This window comes from Aliikangiella maris (assembly GCF_040719265.1).
GTDB classification, from domain to species: Bacteria; Pseudomonadota; Gammaproteobacteria; order Enterobacterales; family Kangiellaceae; genus Aliikangiella; species Aliikangiella maris.
Genome location: NZ_JBFDAH010000004.1, coordinates 287,239 through 307,078, shown reverse-complemented (window position 1 = coordinate 307,078; position 19,840 = coordinate 287,239). Strand labels below are relative to the sequence as shown.

Here is a 19,840-nt window from a genome sequence, read left to right as displayed (position 1 = left end):
TTGAGTTTCTATTAGTACTGCGATCTTCTTCTCTGGCAAGTAACCAACGCAGTGTTTGACTAACCCCATCAGGAATGACTCGAGAGTTTGTCGCAATACCAAAATATAATACGCGACCATTTTTTTGTTCAACCGTGAAAGAGGTATTACTCTCATTTAATGCGCCGTTTTGGGTTACTTTAGCGAATGAATCTAGTTCTGTTCGGTAAACCGTTCCATTTGCACCATACGCCCCACTCACAGGTATTAATCGGTTTCCGTTGTAACATAGTCGATCATCACTGTTAAACTGAATGCCAAGGTTGCGACCATCATGCGCTTCAGTTTGTGCACAACGTGAAATACTTGCTGTTGCGCTGATAGACCAGCCAATTCCTACCGGACCATTTCCACTGGTTGAGGAGTAGTTTAGCGATACATTCGGTTGCATTCCAACACGCCCCGGCGGTATTGCGATAGGTATTGAATAGTTGGCGCTTCCACCAGAAACACCGCCATTCCCTTCTACTGCACCAGCATTTTCATTCGCAGGAACAACTATGCCATCAAAGATTGAGTCTGGAACGCCAAAGTCACGCGCGCCACCAATAAATGAATCATGCTGAAGTGCTTCAATTGATGTAATAGCGAATGACTGTAAACTGATATCCTCGATTGGCAGAACAACCAAATCTTTTTGTCCGTCTTGATCAAAATCAGTAAATATCGCTTGATATTTATCACTTAAGGTTGCACTAGCATTATTAAACTCGGTCTGTGTAATTTTGATCATCCAAATGTGTTCACCATCTCGTTTAATTTGATAATAGGCAGAACCATTTTTTGCTTTTAAATAAATATTACCATTGGTAGTGATATAAACATCATAATCAGTATAATTTATAATAAATGGCGAGATAACATCTAATTTAAAGCTGTACGAAGCCGGAATTCTATGCGTAGGCTTATTTTCGATAACACTCACTGTGATTGTAAATGTTCCATTTCCAACGGCATCGTCAACAAGGGTATTAACTTCTCCAGTATTCGAGTTTAAATTATTTGTGAACCAATCAGGACCGCCGGTTGAGCTAAAAATTAATCCTGAAGCAGGAGTCGTTTGCGGATAAAAACTAAAATCTTCCCCCGCATAAACATACCTAACCACATCGGCCGTAATCGTTGGTTGCGTAACCTCAATTTGTAAGTAAGAAACCGCACCTGATGCATTAGTCACCGCAAAATTATTCTCTGCACTATTACCAATATAATTTAACTGAATACCACCGTTTTCAATAGAAGCAACGTACGATTGTGCTGACCAATCAATATTCAAATAGCCGCTTGGAATTGTTTGAATCAGTGCACCTGTATTACTTAAAATATGCGATGAAGATCCGGCGAATTTTGCTTGTAGAAAAATTTCATCAAATCCATCAGCATTTAAATCACCAATGTGTACTTCATAATCAGCAGGATTAGCATCAAAAGCAAATTCGCTATAGCTTGCATTATGTGAGGCATTCCATCCAACAATTGCATTTTGTACCGGCGGGAAAATAACAATAGGGGTGATTATATCGCCGTGTAACAGAACTATCGTTTTTCGCCCTAGCAATAATAATTCATCACCAGGATTAGCGTTAAAATTACCCGAAAAAGCCGCATAACTTTCGGCACTCCAATCGGTAATTTGCGGAATTTGTGGATGAGCGCTTGTCCAAGCTTTATGAATTGTTGTGTCCAGATAACCATTTGACTCAAATGGCATTAACCCCGTGTTACCGCCTTTTATTTTTGATTGAAACAGAGCATCTTCATCATAGCTGCCATTAAAGTTTCCTCGAATGACATTATGCGTACTGCTACTGTGCGTGAACAAAGGAGTATAATCTTCATATTCACCAATCAATGTGCCAGAAAACGCATTTGGATTATTTGGCACAACTTCGCTCCCCAATACACTATAATAATTATTTCTTGGGTTAATTGTAATGGTATGGAATCCAAAGTTATCTTGATTATATAAATCAACTCCATTTAATCGAAATGTTCGGTTGTTAGTTATCGTACCAGAGTATGGATATTCTGGCGATTGCGTTGCACTAAAGAAGATCTGGAGTGTACAGGTCGTATCGCCTTGGTTTTGTAGAATAGTACACTTTCCTGATTGAGGTGTAACCATAAGGTCTGTATACCATTGTTGCTCATTCGGCAAAGGATCATCATCTGGCCCAGGCGCTTGTTGTGCAATGGTTAATTGACAGCCTACCGTTAACAGTGCAACTGTCACCCATTTCCATAATTGCTTGATATATTGCGTCATTGAAGGTCCCAGAGTAATGAAAATAGCATTTAAATTTAATGTGTTAATTTTATCGTTCAGCTTATTTGATTCGAAAATAACCCACCAAGCGAGCCAAATTCTATCAGAGAAAATTTAACGGATTATAAAAGCTCATTATCCATCGAAAATATGGTTTAATATTTTAGTTTGATAAAATTTTGCTGTTGTAAGAAGATTGAAGCAAATAGGTATTTTAATTTCATTCCATATTTCCCTGAAATAATTTATTGAACTTTTTATTGAACTTTGTACTTTTAGGCAGTAATTAAATAATTTAGTTACTTTTAATCGGGTTGTTAATTTAGCGACTTAATTTTGTCATCATAGTCCTATCATCATAGCGTGGTCATCATAGTCCTATCATCATAATTAGTCATCATAAAAAATGACATCACTTTCTATGTGAGCAAAATATACACATCTATTATATTGCGGCAAAGAATACCAAAATAAATCTTTATTAAAAAGTGTTTTGTTTTAATTTTATTAACTTAATCTCACTATTCGCTTAATCAAATTTGCTGCTCAAGATAAAACTCCGCCAACGCTAAATCATCTGGATGAGTAATTTTAATATTATCACTTTGCCCAGTTACTGCGTTGACTTGATAGCCATTTAAGCACAGCGCGCTGACCTCATCAGTAATTAAGGTTTTATTATCGATTACTGACTCTATCGACTTTTTTAACTGAATAAACTGCGCCATTTGTGGTGTTAGTGCGCGAACAATTTTACTGCGATCAACCAAAGATTCGATTTGTTGATCGGCATTAACGGATTGCAATGTATCGACCACTGGCGCGGTCAACAAACAAGGTTGCTGACTCGATTTAAAAGCATCCAGTAACTTTTGCAAATCTTGATGACTGACGCATGGTCTGACAGCATCATGCACCATTACCGGAGTTTTGTCGGCTAAACCATTATCGTACAAGTAGCATAAAGCGTTATATACCGAATGAATACGTTCATCGCCACCATCAATAATTATAATTTTTTCGTTTTCGATTTCTCGCAGATTTTTATACAAGGTGTCGTGGGAAGAAACCACTAAAACAATTAATTTAACGGGAGAAAAACTTAAAAATTTATCGAGTGTAATACCTAAAATGCTTCTGTCTTTAATTTTTAAATATTGCTTGGGGAGCTTACTTTGCATTCGCTTACCGACACCAGCTGCAGGTATCACTGCAACACACCCTTTTAACTTAGACAGATCTCTCGGCATCTTGACCTCGATTATTAAACTTCTATTATTAAACGATGATAATTCTGGGGTATTTATTTTTTGGGAATAATTCGATAGAAGGTTTCATTGGGTTTAATTAAGCCCAGCTTCTCTCGTGCAATTTCTTCAAGCAGTTCAGGATTTTTTCTTAATGCCTGAATTTCTTTTTGCAAATCGCTATTTTGTACCTTTAACTGTGAATTGATTTTAGTTTGTTCTGCAATTTGTTGTTCAAGTTGGTTAATTTCTCGATAACTCCCCTCGCCCCACCAAATACGGTATTGGAGTATGGCAATTAAGATAATGAGAACTAAACCAATTATTTTCATTTAACGAACTATGCTGCTTCAGAATTATATTAACAGGTACAGGCTAATATTAAACCATTTAGCGCATAAGGCAAGCAGATGCTTGCCTTATTGTGAAACACTGTGAAACGCATTGAAACAGATTAGAAGCAGTTAAACGCTTTTTTACCTGGGTAAACCGCTTTGTCACCCAGTTTCTCCTCAATTCTGAGTAACTGATTGTATTTGGCCACTCGATCACTACGACACAGTGAACCGGTTTTAATTTGTCCTGCACTGGTTGCCACGGCTAAATCGGCAATAGTCGTATCTTCTGTTTCACCACTACGATGTGAAACAACAGCAGTATAACCAGCTTTATGGGCCATTTCGATAGCCGCTAGCGTTTCTGAAATTGAGCCAATTTGATTAACTTTAATCAAAATCGAGTTAGCAATTTTCTTTTCGATACCTTCTGCTAAGATTTTGGTGTTAGTTACAAATAAATCATCACCAACTAATTGAACTTTATCGCCCAGCTTTTCAGTGAGGATCTTCCAACCTTCCCAATCCCCCTCATCCATACCATCTTCGATTGAAATAATCGGATAACGCTCGGCCCAGTCGGCTAAATAATCAGCAAATTCAGCAGAAGTTAATGATTTACCTTCACCAGCCAATTCGTACTTCCCATTTTTATAAAATTCGGAGCTGGCAACATCTAGACCAAGGAAAATATCTTCACCCAGTTTATAACCGGCCTTTTCAACGGCTTCAACTATCGCTTGAACCGCTTCTTCGTTTGAGCCAAGGTTTGGCGCAAATCCGCCTTCATCACCAACCGCGGTATTTAAACCTTTCGCTTTTAAAACCTGTTTTAGTGCATGAAAGATTTCTGTGCCATAACGCAGTGCTTCAGCAAAACTAGGAGCGCCAACCGGTAAAATCATAAATTCTTGAATATCGACATTGTTATCAGCATGTGCGCCACCATTAATGATGTTCATCATGGGCACAGGTAATGTCACACCATCACCCAAGTGACTATACAATGGTTTGTTTGTCGCTGCTGCAGCGGCTTTTGCCGTTGCCAGTGATACCGCTAAAATAGCATTCGCGCCCAAATTCTCTTTATTATCAGTGCCATCCAGATCGAGCATGATTTGATCAACTTTAGCCTGCTCTGCGGCTTCCACACCAATTAATTTGGGTTTGATTACATCATTAATATTGGCAACGGCTTTTAATACGCCTTTACCTAAATATCGGTTGCTGTCGCCGTCACGCAATTCGAGCGCTTCGCGTGACCCCGTTGATGCCCCAGATGGAGAACAAGCCAGTCCAACGCTGCCATTTTCCAAGATAACTTCGGCTTCAACCGTTGGATTACCGCGAGAATCCAGAACTTCTCGTCCGATGATATCAACAATTTTACTCATTCCGCATAACCTCAACTTTTATTTAGTTAGTAGTATTTTGTCATTAATAATCAGTTAGTTTCTGATTAATCAAATGTTTTTTTGGCAAATCGACTTTTATATTAATCTATCAGTTCACCGATCTTTTCAGCTATAAACCTGCCGGTTACTGTCGCTTTTGACAACCCCATGACTTAACAAAGCAGCTTGTCCAAAAAAGCAATGCTAAGATTAGCATTATTGATTTTCGATCATTCCCGCAGATTTGACGGTATCATCTATGGCTTTAAGTGTTGTTAACAAAGCTTCCATTTGATTCATCGGCCAAGAATTCGGACCATCGCTTTTGGCATTGTCAGGATCTGGGTGAGTTTCCATAAACAGCCCTGAGATACCCGCAGCAACCGCAGCTCTGGCCAATACCGGAACATGCTGACGCTGACCGCCCGATGAACTGCCTTGCCCACCGGGTAATTGTACTGAGTGAGTCGCATCATACACGACCGGAACCCCTGTATTGCGCATTTCAGCCAAAGAGCGCATATCTGACACCAGGTTATTATAACCAAATGAAGCGCCGCGCTCACATACCATAATCTTATGATTGCCAGTCGCTTGTGCTTTTTTCACAACATGCTCCATATCCCAAGGGGCTAGAAATTGACCTTTTTTAATATTCACAGGAATTCCCGCTTGGCAAACTCGCTGAATAAAATTAGTCTGACGACATAAAAAGGCTGGAGTCTGCATAACATCAACAATGCTGGCCACCTCTTCAATGGGTGTATCTTCGTGTACATCAGTCAATACAGGAACACCTATTTGCTGTTTAACTTTTGCCAGAATCTGTAATCCTTTTTCTAGACCAGGACCACGAAAGCTTTGGTGTGATGAACGATTGGCTTTATCAAAAGAAGATTTATAAATAAAATTAATTCCCAGGCGATGAGTTAATTCCTGTAAATAACCTGCGGTATCCAATGCCAGTTGTTCACTCTCAATGACACAAGGTCCAGCAATCAGGAAAAATGGTTTATCAATACCCGTTTCAAAGTGACAGATTTGCATGGTAGCTCCCGACTTTATCAAATGACAGTTAACAAAAAATTTATGTAATGCCGATGAAATCCATCGGCATATTATTCAGTTTATCAGGCTTCTTGTGCCAATCGATATGTTCTGGCGGCCGCAACAAATGAAGTGAATAATGGGTGTCCATCACGTGGTGTAGAGGTGAATTCAGGATGAAACTGTACACCGATAAACCAAGGGTGATCGGCAATTTCAATTGTCTCAACCAGATTATTGGTACTGGAGCGCCCTGAAATAATTAATCCACTTTCTTTTAGCTGAGGTACATAATTTTCATTAACTTCGTAACGATGACGATGTCGCTCATTAATTGTACCGGCTTCATAAATTTGAGCGATTTTAGTACTTTCTTTTAAATAGGCGGGTTGCGCACCTAAACGCATGGTCCCCCCTAAATCAGAATTCTCAGTGCGAGTTTCAACCGAACCATCTTTATTAACCCACTCGGTAATTAAACCAACAACCGGGTTAGCCGTTTCCTTATTAAATTCGGTGCTTTGAGCATCAGTCAAACGCGCAACATTACGGGCAAATTCGATCACCGCGACTTGCATACCTAAACAAATACCCAAATACGGGATTTTATTTTCACGCGCATACTCGACAGCCTGAATTTTACCTTCAACACCGCGCTCACCAAATCCACCCGGCACCAGTATGGCATCGGCGTTATCTAATAGCCCAATACCTTTCTTTTCAATATCTTCTGCATCGACATAATCAATATTAATTGTGAGACGATTTTGCAATCCAGCATGTTTAAGTGACTCAATTAAAGATTTATAAGCTTCTGTCAAATCCATGTACTTACCGACCATCGCAATATTGACTTCACCATTAGGATTGGCTTCGGCATAAAGCACACGCTCCCACTCAGATAAATCAACAGCCTGCTCAGGCAATTTAAAGCGCTCGCCTATCAGCTTTTCGAGACCTTGAGAATATAGAATCGATGGAATTCGATAGATGCTATCGACATCTTTCAAAGATATGACCGCTTTTTCTTCGACATTGGTGAACAAGGCAATTTTGGCCTTTTCTGATGGCGGTAAAGTGCGATCGGAACGACAGATTAAGATATCTGGTTGAATACCGATTGAACGAAGCTCTTTTACTGAATGTTGTGTCGGCTTGGTTTTTAATTCGCCAGCAACGGCAATATAGGGCAACAAAGTTAAATGCATAAATAAGGCGTTTTCTCGTCCCAGTTCATAACCGAGTTGGCGAATTGCCTCTAGAAAAGGTAATGATTCAATATCGCCAACAGTGCCGCCGATTTCTACCATGGCAATATCAGCATTGCCTGCGCCCGCGAATACCTTGCGCTTGATTTCATCTGTAATATGAGGAATAACCTGAACCGTACCACCAAGGTAATCACCGCGTCTTTCTTTCTTTAAGACATCGGCATATACCCGTCCAGTCGTAAAATTGTTTGATTGACTCATGCGGGTGCGCACAAATCGCTCGTAGTGACCAAGATCAAGATCTGTTTCGGCACCATCATCGGTCACAAAAACCTCACCATGCTGAAAGGGACTCATTGTTCCCGGATCAACATTGATGTAAGGATCGAGCTTGAGTAAGGTTACTTTTAACCCTCTTGATTCAAGCAAGGCAGCTAAAGAAGCCGCGGCAATACCTTTACCTAATGAAGAAACCACACCGCCCGTAACAAAAATAAACTTAGTCATGCAAATTCGCCAAATATCATTATAAAATCAAAGAGTTAAGTGCAGCTCACATACTACTCAAAGTAATTTGCGATCACTAAAAAAATAAAAAACCACCACAACTTTTATGGTTCCGGGTCGCGGTTTCAGGTTAAACAATTATTTATTCAAATTTCAGTGTAACAAATATAAAGCAGGGAGCTTCAGGACGGGATGGTATTCTAACAAAATATTTATTGATAATCACCTGATAAATTGAATATTCTCAATTTACTCAATGGCAGATTTTAAATTTAAAACATATCAATAAAATAAATATTAAACAAAAAGTTGCTTACTCAGTTTCACTCAAACTGGCTTTAGCTTGATTCCAAATTTCATCAAGCTCTGCGAGTGTCATTTGGGTTAACGGTTTATTTGCCCGTTTTTCAAGTGTTCTGAAACGTGCTTCAAATTTATGGTTCGCTTTACGCAATGCCAAATCGGCATCAACTCGATAGTGCCGTGCCAGATTCACTGCGGTAAATAACAGATCGCCAATTTCTTCTTCAAGTTTATCTTGCTCAGCAGACTCAGCCGCTTGCTTTACTTCGAGTGACTCTTCTGTCAATTTTTCCCATACAGGATCAACAGAAGACCAATCAAAACCGGCTTTAGCTGCACGCTTTTGTAGTTTATGCGCTCTTTTTAACTCAGGTAACGCCTTGGGAATATCATCGAGCATACTTGCATTTGCGGTTTTATTGCGCTGTTGCCTTTCTTGCTGTTTGTGCTTTTCCCAAGCATCACTTAATTCACTTTCGCTGCTAAAAGATGCGTCGCTGAACACATGTGGATGTCGAGATACCAGTTTTTGGCTTACAACTTCGGCAATTTGTTGAAAATCAAAGCGCCCTTCTTCTTTAGCTAACTGTGCATAAAAGACAATTTGAAATAACAAATCTCCCAGCTCACCCTTTAGGCTTTCAAAATCATTAGTTTCAATCGCCTCAACCACTTCGTATACTTCTTCGATTGTAAATGGAACGATTGTCGCGTAGTTTTGTTTGAGATCCCATTCGCAGCCACCTTGTGGATCTCTCAGTGCACTCATCACGGCTAACAGCTTTTCAATACCTTGCTTTTCATTGACCTGCGCAAGCAGTCTTTGTGAATGATCAGGCTTAGTCATATTTTTTCTACTTGTTAAAATTGAATGATTAATCTTGTATAAAATTTACTAAAATCCACCGGGCATTCGCCCCAGTTTACTTGCGCTGCACCGAGACAATCGTGGGTAATTTTTCAACTCGCGACATAATGCGATCGACGGTTGCCAGACTAGGTACTTCGATTTGAATTTTAATGACAACCATAAGTCGCTGTTTATTGACATGCGTATTTAAATAAGTCACGCTAACTTTTTCATCCGCCATTAACATGGTTATGTCACTTAATAAGCCTTTTCTGTCGTATGCTTTAATTAGTAAATCGATCAAATAACTCTTGTTCAACGAGTTTGTCCATTCAACCTGAAGAATTTTTTCAGGCGAATTGTTTTGTGACGCCAGCAGGTAATGACAATCGGCTCGATGAATCATAATGCCTCGACTGTGAGTAACATAACCCGCAATGTCATCTCCAGGCACTGGTTTGCAACACCCCGCAATACGAGTCAGTAAATTGCCAACCCCTTCAACCAAAATATCACTCGAGGCACTACGTTTGGTAACATTGGCAGGATTCTTTATCACTGTATCACGATCAACGGGTGGCGGAATTTTTTGAATGTTGCGGATTGCATTAATCACCAATTGCAACCCTTTATCACCAACCCCTATTCCAGCAAACAGTTCTTCTTCTTTATTGTAATTAAAATGCTTGGCCAACTTAAGCATGTCGACATTTTTTAAATTGTGCTTGTGAATTTCTTTATCAAGTAATGCCTTGCCAGCAGCAATATTCTTGTCTTTATCTTGATGACGAAACCATTGATAAATCTTGTTTCTTGCGCGTGATGATTTCACATATCCATGATGCTCACTGAGCCAATCACGACTTGGTCCACCACTTTTGCTGGTTAATATTTCAATGCGTTGTCCAGTTTCTAATGATTGTGTTAAAGGAATGATTCGACCATTGACTTTTGCCCCACGACAACGATGTCCTACATCGGTATGCACTCGATAAGCAAAGTCTAGAGGTGTTGAACCTTTTGGCAAATCGATAAGCTTACCTTGCGGCGTAAAAACATATATTCGATCTTCAAGCACTTGGTTTCTAAATTCTTCAACTAAATCGGCCCCTTCTGTTAATTCATCTTGCCATTCCAGTAACTGGCGTAACCAAGCAATTTTGGCTTCATGCCCCCCCGATGCGCCTTTCCCTTCTTTGTATTTCCAGTGAGCCGCAACGCCTAATTCTGACTCTTGATGTATCGCAAAAGTACGAATTTGAATTTCCAGCGTTTTACCTTCAGGGCCAATTACCGCAGTATGCAAAGAGCGATATCCATTTTCCTTTGGGGTGGCAATATAATCGTCAAATTCTTTAGGAATATGTTTCCACAAACCATGCACTACACCAAGTACTGAATAACAATCCCGTATTTCTGGAACTAATACTCGAACCGCACGTACATCATAAATTTCTTCAAATCCCACTTGTTTGCGCTGCATCTTTTTCCAAATACTGTAAATATGTTTGGCTCGTCCTTGCAGTTCTGCTTTTACCTGAATTTCAGTTAATGCGTCTTCAATAATTTGTAGCACGTTAGCCACGTAAGTTTCGCGAGCTACTCGCTTTTCGTCCAAGTGTTTCGCAATGCTAGTGTATTCTGTACGATGTAATACCCGAAAGGCCAGATCTTCCATTTCCCATTTTATTTGCCCAATCCCCAAACGATTAGCTAAAGGCGCATAAACATCACTGATTTCTTTAGCTAATTGGTGTTGTTTTTCTTTAGCCTGCTGATCGACGGTTCGCAATAAATAAAGTCTTTCTGCTAATTTGATAAGAACAACACGAACATCATCAACCATTGCGAGTAACATTTTACGCAGGTTATCAATTTGAGAGGCATCATTTTTTGCAGAATAGTCAGCCTGCAAACTGCGGATGGCATCCATTGACTTAACACCTTTCAATAGCGCAGCAATGGAAGGTGATATTTGCTCTTTGATCAAATCTAACGAGATCAATTGATTTTCAAGAAACGGATAAAGCATCGCTGCCAGCAGAGTTTTTTGATTCACACCGAGTGAAGAAAGAATGTTTGCCTGCTCAAAACTTTGTTGAAACAGTTGTTGTTTATTGTGGTTTTTACCAAAACTGACACTAGCTAAATGATGTGTTACTTTTTCAAACAGCTCGGTGGCTGTATTAACATTTCCTTGGCTGGCATTTTTTTCAATTGATATAGTAGTGCCAATTTCTGTTTTTTCTGAATTTGGTTTGTGATTGGTTGTTAATTTATTATTAGTTAGCGAATAAAACCACTGCGTATAATTCTCATCAGACACATCAGTTGGTGTTGCTATATCATAAACTTTAACCATCGAACTTTCCCGAATCCGTTTTAACCTTCTATAAATTTCTAAAGTTTGTCAGCGGCTTCAATTAAATTGTTTAAATAAAAAAACATTTTATCGATAATATCGCCGCTTAAAATGGCTTTTTGTATCGTGAATTGCTGTATAAACCGCTTTAATTCTTGATTAGTTTTTTTCAAATAACGCAATTGATTCAACATGAGTCGTTTGTGGAAACATATCCATTACTCCGGCCTTCTTGAGTTGGTAACCTGCTTTTACCAACTCACCAGCATCTCTGGCCAATGTCGCTGGATTACAAGAGACATAGACAATCTTCTCGGCCGCCAATCGCACAATGTTTTGGATAACTTCCAACGCACCGCTGCGTGCAGGATCAATGAGAATCTTTTGGTATTGTCGTTGATTCCATTCTGCTTTGGAAATATCGGTAGTCAAGTCTGCTTGATAAAAATCGACATTAGTCAAGCCATTATGCAACGCATTTTGTTTGCCACGCTCAACCATTTCTGCTACGCCTTCCACACCTACAACATATTGAGCTTTTGTCGCTAATGGCAAAGTAAAGTTCCCCAATCCACAAAACAAATCTAAAACTTGATCGGTGGGCTTAACATCGAGTAAATCAATCGCATAAGGTACCATTTTTCGATTAATACTAGCATTGACTTGTGCAAAATCCAGTGGCTGTTGCAATAGGGTTACATCAAATGCATCGAGTTGATAACTTAATTGTGCATCGGCCTCATTTTCCGGCCAAATGCGGTGTACGGTATCGGGCCCTTTGGGTTGTAGATAAACCACCACCCCATGCTGTTTAGCAAAATCCTGCCATTTTTGCTGGTCGGTCAGTGGCATTGGTTTTAAGTGTCTAACAATCAAAGCGACTAAATTATCACCACTTGAAACTTCAATTTGTGGAATATCGAAGCGAGTTTCCATGCCATCAATTAATTGACTCATCGGTACAATTAAATTAGAAATCTGCTTAGACAAAACGGGACAATGTCCAATATCAGCCAAAAAATTGGAATATTTTTCACGAAACCCAATTAAAGTTCGGCCTTTCTTCATGACGTGCCTGACCCCTAAACGGGCCTTGCGTCGATAATGAAATAAATCAGCCTGTAACGGTGGTAACCATTCTTGGGGCTGAGTTTGGGCAAAATGTGTAAATTGCTCTTGAAGGATAGATTGCTTATGAGATATTTGAGCATTACTTGACAGATGCTGCATACTGCATCCGCCACACACCCCAAAGTAAGGACATTCTGGGGTTACCCGCTGCTCGCTGACTACTTGAATACTGGTAACCCGACCCTCATCAAATTTGCCTCGCTGGCTTAAATATTGCATTTCAACGGTTTCGCCAGGCAATGCCCCGTCAACAAAAACAGTTTTACCTTCAATTCGCCCCACACCACGACCTTCGTGAGATAAACTGTCTATTTGAATACTGACTGGCTCAGTGGGTAACTTTTTACGACTTTTGTACTTTCTTGACATTGATTATTCCAAATAAACAACCGCAGAAGGTTGTCCAACAACAGAAAATTATGATATTTGCTAGCATAATCGATTTAAAAACCGCACATTATACTGATTTTTTTAATATTATAGTGAATTAAAAGTGGTTTTAAGTCTGATTTATGTCGAGCTATCGCACTGGCCAATATTTAGCAACGATCCGTGCTTTATTTGCATGGTCAGCTTAGTTAAAATTATATTTTGCTGGGCTAAATGGTGAATTTCAAGCAAGATCAATTAAGATTGGATACTTGTATTTTATCACTCATTATTGAATGATGACTTATCGAATAATGACTTAGTTTCTTGATTGAGGCAAAACCAAATCATGATAATCGGGCAAACAATACATTAAAATCAGATTGTTATAATAAGAACCACTTACTTTTCCCTAATATTTTGAGATAAAACAACCAGTGAATCACACGGAAATTCTATTGAAACCTTTGCTAAATAATACTATTCAAGTTTTAGTTCTTGGTTTAGCTTGGTTGATTGGACTTATTAAAGATAAATCTTTGCTTAGTGATCAAAAAAACCAAAATCATGCCATGACAAACAATTCAACCCGCCAAATTATAAACAGTAACATCCACGTTGATGACGGCGCTCAATCGAGATTAGCGCCACAGCAAAGCGCCAGTCATTTGCTATTTTTGTTGTTTTTCTGTTCAGTGCTTGTTTTATATTCAAATTATTCTGTCAGCGCGGCTTTAGCCGGTCCACCTTCTACTAAAATTATTCCGGTGTTTTATCAGCAACCTAACGACCATACACAAACTTTTATACAAGCGCTAAAAATTCAACTGGATCAAAAACTGGCAACACCTGCGTTAAAATTTATCGATATTACCCAGTCTAACACTCGTCAAATAGAAGAATGGTTAAATAAAAGCCAACATTGTGCGATGACCATCGGAGAAATAGCCACTCGCAAAGTTTTATCCATTAGAAAGCCACTGAATTATTTTAGTCTTTTAACTTCACGTAGTGAGCTGGATAAACTAAATCGAATTTATGCCAGATTAGGTATTAAAGTTTCGGGTATATATCATGAACAACCCTTTGAACGACAAATATTTCTATCGAAAGCACTGAATGCCAATTTACGCTCGGTCGCTATCATGGTCGACCAAACCGATAAGTTCCGCTTGCCAGACTATCAGAATACAGCCAAAAAATATGGTCTGGACGTTCAATTTCAAATTCTTGAACGCCACGATCCACCCGAAAAATTTCTCGATCGTATCACCCGTAAAGGCAGCTTTTTGTTAATCAGCAATAATCGGCATTTATATACTGAGTCACAACTGGTGTCTCTGGTTCTTGCCGCATACTATCGCGGCGTAAATTTAATTGGTAGTCGCTTTGAAGATGCTAAAATTGGTACATTAGCCAGCATTTTCACTGCACCCACTTCGTTATCTATCGAAGTAGGCAATGCATTTAAACCCATTTGTGAATCACCAGAGTTGCCGTTGCCAGAGCCACGTTATGCAAACAGTTTTAGTATTGTTGTCAATAAGCAAATTGCTGAAAATATGAAAATAGAAAATATCGATATCAATCAGTTAAGCCAAAAAGTCAATCAACTGGAAGCAAATAAGGCGCTTGTCAATGAATGAATGGGGAATCCGCGCCAGGGTTATTCTGCTTGCTTTAATTCCTACCGGGCTAGTTGCCATTGTTATGGGGACTTACTTTATTACTACCCGTATGCATGACCTGGAAGTATCACTGCAAGACAGAGGCAATGCCATAGTAAATTATCTTGCGCAGACTGCCGAATATCCAGTGCTAGCAGCCAATACTGAATCACTGCAAAACCTCACCGGTAAAGCACGTGATGGTGATGATGATATTCTAGCAGTTGCAATTTTTGATAAAAACAACTTACTATTTTCAAGTTCTGGCTCAAACGATTTAATCAATCAACTGGCAGTAACCAGTCAGTCTATTCCACAGCAAACTTTTACCGAACAGTTAGATGATGGCATTATTGTCAGAACCCCCATTTATACTCAACCTCAACTCAACGAGAGTCTGCAATTTAGTAATCAGCCCTATCAGCGCCCTATTTTAGGTTATGTTGCCGTCTATTTAACGATGAAAAATGCCAAATTGCGGCAATATCAAACGATTGCAACGGCACTTATCATTTTGTTAATTGGTCTTGGGCTCGGCGGCATGTTAGCACAAGGTATGGCACGATCGATCACTTTACCGATTATTCAACTGGCAACCGCAGTTAAACGCATCAAAGAGGGACAGCTCAAAGCCACCATTAAATCCCAAGCAACTGGCGAATTACGTACCTTAGTAGATGGTTTTAATGATATGAGCCAATCAATCTACGAAGCCCGTGAAGAAATGCAAGCCGCCGTCGAACAGGCCACCGCAGATTTACATGAAACCAATGAAGCCTTAGAACTGCAAAACGTTGAATTAGATATTGCACGCAAACAAGCAGTAGAAGCCAGCCGAGTTAAATCGGAGTTTCTGGCAAATATGAGTCATGAAATTCGGACGCCAATGAACGGGGTCATTGGTTTTACCAATTTATTATTGCGAACTGATTTAAGCAGTAAGCAAATGGATCATCTTAATACCATCAAAAAATCAGCAACGGGTTTGCTATCGATTATTGACGATATTTTAGATTTCTCCAAAATTGAAGCCGGTAAGATGGAATTAGAAAAAAGACCACTTAATATTTCTGAGTGTGTTGATGAAGTACTTAATTTACTTGGCCCTTCTTCTCGTGAAAAAAATGTTGAATTAATCGGCATTGTCTATCGTGATGTCTCTGAGCATTTACTTGGTGACTCGGTGCGAATCAGTCAAATTTTAACTAACCTGACGAACAACGCCATTAAGTTTACTCAGCAAGGTAATATTCAGATCCGCGTTATGCTCGATGATGAATCACCGCAAGCCGTCACCTTGAGAATTAATGTCACAGATACAGGTGTTGGTCTATCAAAAGAGAAACAAAAAGTGCTATTTCAGGCGTTTACCCAAGCTGATACCACAACAACCCGGCGATTTGGGGGGACTGGGCTTGGACTGGTTATCTCTAAAAAACTGGTAGAATCAATGAATGGTCAGATTGGACTGGAAAGTGAAGAAAATGTTGGTTCGACTTTTTGGTTTACTTTGCGGCTTGATAAAGATCCTGATGATAATAAAGATGTTGGATTTGGGTTCCCTGGGCGTCGAGTGTTGTTACATGATTCAAGTCATGTTTCTCAGTTAGCTACCGATCATTTATTATCACGTTTTGACAGTTCTGTTGAAACTTGTGACAACCTCGCTTCGCTAGTCGAACTGGCAAAATTAAATTTACAGCAAAATAAAGATGTCGATTTAATATTAATTGGTGGTTATCAAAGCTATGAATATCAAAACGAATTTAGTCAACTGAAAAAAATAGCCGAACAACTTAATTGTCCCGTGGCAGTGTTGCTCAATACTAATGATGATGGGGTAATTAAACAGTTTGCGGATTTAGGTATTACTCATCACTTGACTAAACCGTTGGTACGTAAATATTTTTATGATGCACTATTTGAATGGTTTGAAGTGGGCAAACAAAAACGCAAACTAATTCATCCGGTAGTTGATACAAACCTCGCTCCCGAGTCTGGCGATTTACATATTTTATGTGTCGATGATAATGCGGCTAATCTAAAATTGATTGCTGAGTTTTTATCTGAGTTTAAACTGAAAGCTAAACTGGCGACTAACGGCAAAGAAGCAGTACGCTTATATAACAGCGAACCCTTTGATCTGGTATTTATGGATATACAAATGCCCGAAATGGATGGTATTGAGGCAACTCGGCGAATTCGCAAGGGTGAAAATAAACTTAATCGAACACCAATTATTGCCTTAACTGCTCACGCCATGAAAGGAGAAAAAGAAAAGCTACTTAACGAAGGCATGGATGACTATTTAACCAAACCGATCAGTCAAGATGAATTAGAAAAAACGATCCGCAAATGGACAAGAAAGCGCTTGATGACGATTGAACAGGCGCGTATTGAAGCTAACCAGGATGATCAAGATACTCTCACAAATAAAACACCGGTAAATCAAAATCAACCAGCACAACACCAACTCTCCAGTGATGCAGCTTTACTACAAAACACTCACACCGTTCAACCGATTGATTGGACATTAAGCTTAAAAGCGGCCAATCACAAAGATGATTTAGCAAAAGATATGTTGCGCATGCTAGTTGCCAGTTTTGCCGATGCCAGAGAACAGATTCAACATGCATTTAATGACCAAAATCAGCAGAAACTGGCGGAACAAGTCCATAAGTTGCATGGGGCGACAGCGTATTGCGGAGTTCCAGTTTTAAAACAGTTAGCGAACGAATATGAAACTGTATTGAAAACAGATGGCTTGAATGAAACCACATTAGAATTGCACCAATCTTTTATTCAGGCAATTGATGATGTCGAAAATGCTGCTGAAAAATACCTATAGCAGTCAATACATTATAATTACGCCAGCTAACGGTGTTAACTGGCGTATTGAAAATATCAAATAAAATTGCAAATAATTCGGTTATTATTTGATTCGTTGATTTGAATGGTTAGTAGGTAGCTTGTTAACCTCTGAAAGCACCAGTCATAACTATTATTTACAATCAAATCTATCCAGCTCCATAACTTTAACCCAAGCACTAACAAAATCTTGAACCAGTTTTTCTTGACCATCATTTGCAGCATAGACCTCTGCAACAGCGCGTAATTCAGGGTGCGAGCCAAACACGAGATCAACAGCAGAAGCATGCCACTTTAAAGTCCCTGTTTGTCGATCAACACCTTGGTAGGAATTTTCTTGTGCCGTATCTTTTTTCCACTCGGTTGACATATCCAATAAGTTAACAAAAAATTCATTCGTTAATCGCTCGGTCTGTTCTGTGAAAACCCCTTTGTTGTCATTTTCACTGTTTGCATTTAACACTCGCAAGCCGCCAACAAGAACGGTCATTTGAGGAATCGTTAAAGTCAACAAATTGGCTCGTTCAATCAACATTTGTTCAGGTGAATATCTTAAGCCTGACTGATAAAAATTTCTAAATCCATCGGCAACCGGCTCTAACACAGCAAAAGACTCTACATCAGTCTGTTGTTGTGAAGCATCATTGCGTCCTGGTGTAAACTTTACTGTCACTTTTGAGCCAGCATTTTCACACGCCTGTTCCACCGCAGCACAACCACCTAAAACCACCAAATCAGCAAAACTGACTTGCTTGTTATTGGTTTGGGCATCATTAAACTGTTGTTGAATCTGGGTTAGCTTCTGACAAACTTTAGCTAATTCAGACGGATTATTCACGGCCCAGTCTTTTTGCGGTGCGAGTCGAATTCTACCACCATTTGCCCCACCACGTTTATCTGTACCGCGGAAAGATGCAGCAGCCCCCCAAGCCGTCTTAATCAGTTCAGACAAGGTTAAACCGCTAGATAATAAGGTCGATTTTAATTGGGCAATATCGTGTTCATCAATCAATTCGTGATCAACCGACGGTATGGGATCTTGCCAAATTAAAGACTCCTTCGGGACTTCTTCACCCAAATACCGAGAAACCGGCCCCATGTCACGATGAGTTAATTTAAACCAGGCTTTGGCAAATGCTAAGCGATAGGCTTCTGGATCATCTTTAAAGCGCTGAGCAATTTTTTGATAATCAGGATCCAAGCGCAATGCTAAATCGGTGGTAAACATAATCGGTGCATGACGTTTACATTTGTCATGTGCATCGGGTACTAAATCTTTCGCCTCACCATTTGCTGGAATCCATTGAGTCGCTCCCGATGGCGTTTTGGTTTGTTCCCATTCGTAGGTAAATAAATTATCTAGATATTGAGTGCTCCATTCGGTTGGTTTGGCAGACCACGCACCTTCCAATCCACTCGTAATAGTATCCCCTGCACGCCCACATCCATGACTGTTTTGCCAGCCAAATCCTTGTTGTTCAAGCGGTGCTTTAGCAGGCTCCATCGCTAAACATTTACCGGCATTCCCAGCACCATGCGCTTTACCAAAAGTATGTCCTCCGGCAATTAGTGCGACAGTTTCTTCATCATTCATTGCCATACGCGCAAAGGTTTCACGAATATCTTTTGCTGCCGCCAACGGATCTGGCTTTCCATTGGGTCCTTCAGGATTTACGTAAATTAACCCCATTTGAACAGCGGCCAATGGCTTTTCGAGCTCTCTATCGCCGGAATATCTCTCATCTGCCAAATATTCATTCTCGGGTCCCCAATAAACCAGATCAGCTTCCCAGTCATCAATACGTCCGCCTGCAAATCCGAAGGTTTCAAACCCCATTGATTCCAGTGCAACATTACCGGTCAGTACCAATAAGTCGGCCCAAGAAATTTTTCGTCCATACTTTTGTTTAATCGGCCAAAGTAAACGTCTGGCTTTGTCAAGGTTTACGTTATCGGGCCAACTATTGAGAGGTTCAAAGCGCTGTTGTCCACCACCAGCACCACCTCGCCCATCAGCAACACGGTAAGTCCCAGCGCTATGCCATGCCATCCGAATGAAAAAAGGACCATAATGCCCGTAGTCTGCTGGCCACCAGTCCTGAGATTGAGTCATCAAGTCACGAATATCTTGTTTAAGCGTTTGCAAATTTAACGAGTTGAAGGCTTCAGCATAATTAAAACCAGCCTCCATTGGGTTGGATTCTTTGCCGTGTTGACGCAATGCTTTTAGATCTAACATGTAGG

12 protein-coding genes are annotated in these 19,840 nt (G+C 39.8%); 2 read left to right on the top strand and 10 right to left on the bottom strand.

From position 1 onward, the window contains the following. From ABVT42_RS05625 to rlmD, 9 genes are all read right to left on the bottom strand, one after another. Positions 1-2,305, bottom strand: a 2,305-nt coding sequence (locus tag ABVT42_RS05625) for a SpvB/TcaC N-terminal domain-containing protein (RefSeq protein WP_367023501.1), incomplete at its 3' end; no start/stop codon positions are given. Positions 2,306-2,838: 533 nt separating this feature from the next. Then, positions 2,839-3,555, bottom strand: coding sequence for a 2-C-methyl-D-erythritol 4-phosphate cytidylyltransferase (gene ispD, locus ABVT42_RS05620; RefSeq protein WP_353873718.1), 717 nt, complete (start codon positions 3,553-3,555; stop codon positions 2,839-2,841). 53 nt (positions 3,556-3,608) lie between these two features. Further along, positions 3,609-3,884 (bottom strand): FtsB family cell division protein, encoded by a 276-nt coding sequence (locus tag ABVT42_RS05615; protein ID WP_353873719.1) that lies wholly within the window; start codon positions 3,882-3,884, stop codon positions 3,609-3,611. A gap of 122 nt (positions 3,885-4,006) precedes the next feature. Next, entirely contained in the window at positions 4,007-5,281 is a 1,275-nt protein-coding gene (eno, locus tag ABVT42_RS05610; protein WP_353873720.1) for a phosphopyruvate hydratase, read from the bottom strand. A gap of 216 nt (positions 5,282-5,497) precedes the next feature. Then, positions 5,498-6,328, bottom strand: a complete 831-nt coding sequence (gene kdsA / locus ABVT42_RS05605; RefSeq protein WP_353873721.1) for a 3-deoxy-8-phosphooctulonate synthase — start codon at positions 6,326-6,328, stop codon at positions 5,498-5,500. Between the two features lie 83 nt (positions 6,329-6,411). Next, positions 6,412-8,046 (bottom strand): CTP synthase, encoded by a 1,635-nt coding sequence (locus ABVT42_RS05600; protein ID WP_353873722.1) that lies wholly within the window; start codon positions 8,044-8,046, stop codon positions 6,412-6,414. A gap of 313 nt (positions 8,047-8,359) precedes the next feature. Then, positions 8,360-9,196 carry a nucleoside triphosphate pyrophosphohydrolase gene (gene mazG, locus ABVT42_RS05595; RefSeq protein WP_353873723.1) on the bottom strand — a complete coding sequence of 279 codons (837 nt, stop codon included), beginning with the start codon at positions 9,194-9,196 and terminating at the stop codon, positions 8,360-8,362. Between the two features lie 76 nt (positions 9,197-9,272). Further along, on the bottom strand, positions 9,273-11,561 hold the full coding sequence (gene relA / locus ABVT42_RS05590) for a GTP diphosphokinase (protein WP_353873724.1): 2,289 nt from the start codon (positions 11,559-11,561) through the stop codon (positions 9,273-9,275). A 159-nt stretch (positions 11,562-11,720) separates the two neighbouring features. Beyond that, entirely contained in the window at positions 11,721-13,061 is a 1,341-nt protein-coding gene (rlmD, locus tag ABVT42_RS05585) for a 23S rRNA (uracil(1939)-C(5))-methyltransferase RlmD (RefSeq protein ID WP_353873725.1), read from the bottom strand. Positions 13,062-13,519: 458 nt separating this feature from the next. On the opposite strand from rlmD, the gene ABVT42_RS05580 reads away from it, so the two are divergent. Both ABVT42_RS05580 and barA read left to right on the top strand, forming a co-directional pair. Beyond that, complete coding sequence (locus tag ABVT42_RS05580) at positions 13,520-14,707, top strand: hypothetical protein (RefSeq protein WP_353873726.1); 1,188 nt, start codon at positions 13,520-13,522, stop codon at positions 14,705-14,707. Next, positions 14,700-17,576 (top strand): two-component sensor histidine kinase BarA, encoded by a 2,877-nt coding sequence (barA, locus tag ABVT42_RS05575; RefSeq protein WP_353873727.1) that lies wholly within the window; start codon positions 14,700-14,702, stop codon positions 17,574-17,576. The genes ABVT42_RS05580 and barA overlap by 8 nt, the downstream gene beginning before the upstream one ends. Positions 17,577-17,729: 153 nt before the next feature. Here barA and katG read toward each other — a convergent pair whose 3' ends face one another. Further along, entirely contained in the window at positions 17,730-19,835 is a 2,106-nt protein-coding gene (katG, locus tag ABVT42_RS05570) for a catalase/peroxidase HPI (RefSeq protein WP_353873728.1), read from the bottom strand. Positions 19,836-19,840 lie beyond the last annotated feature (5 nt).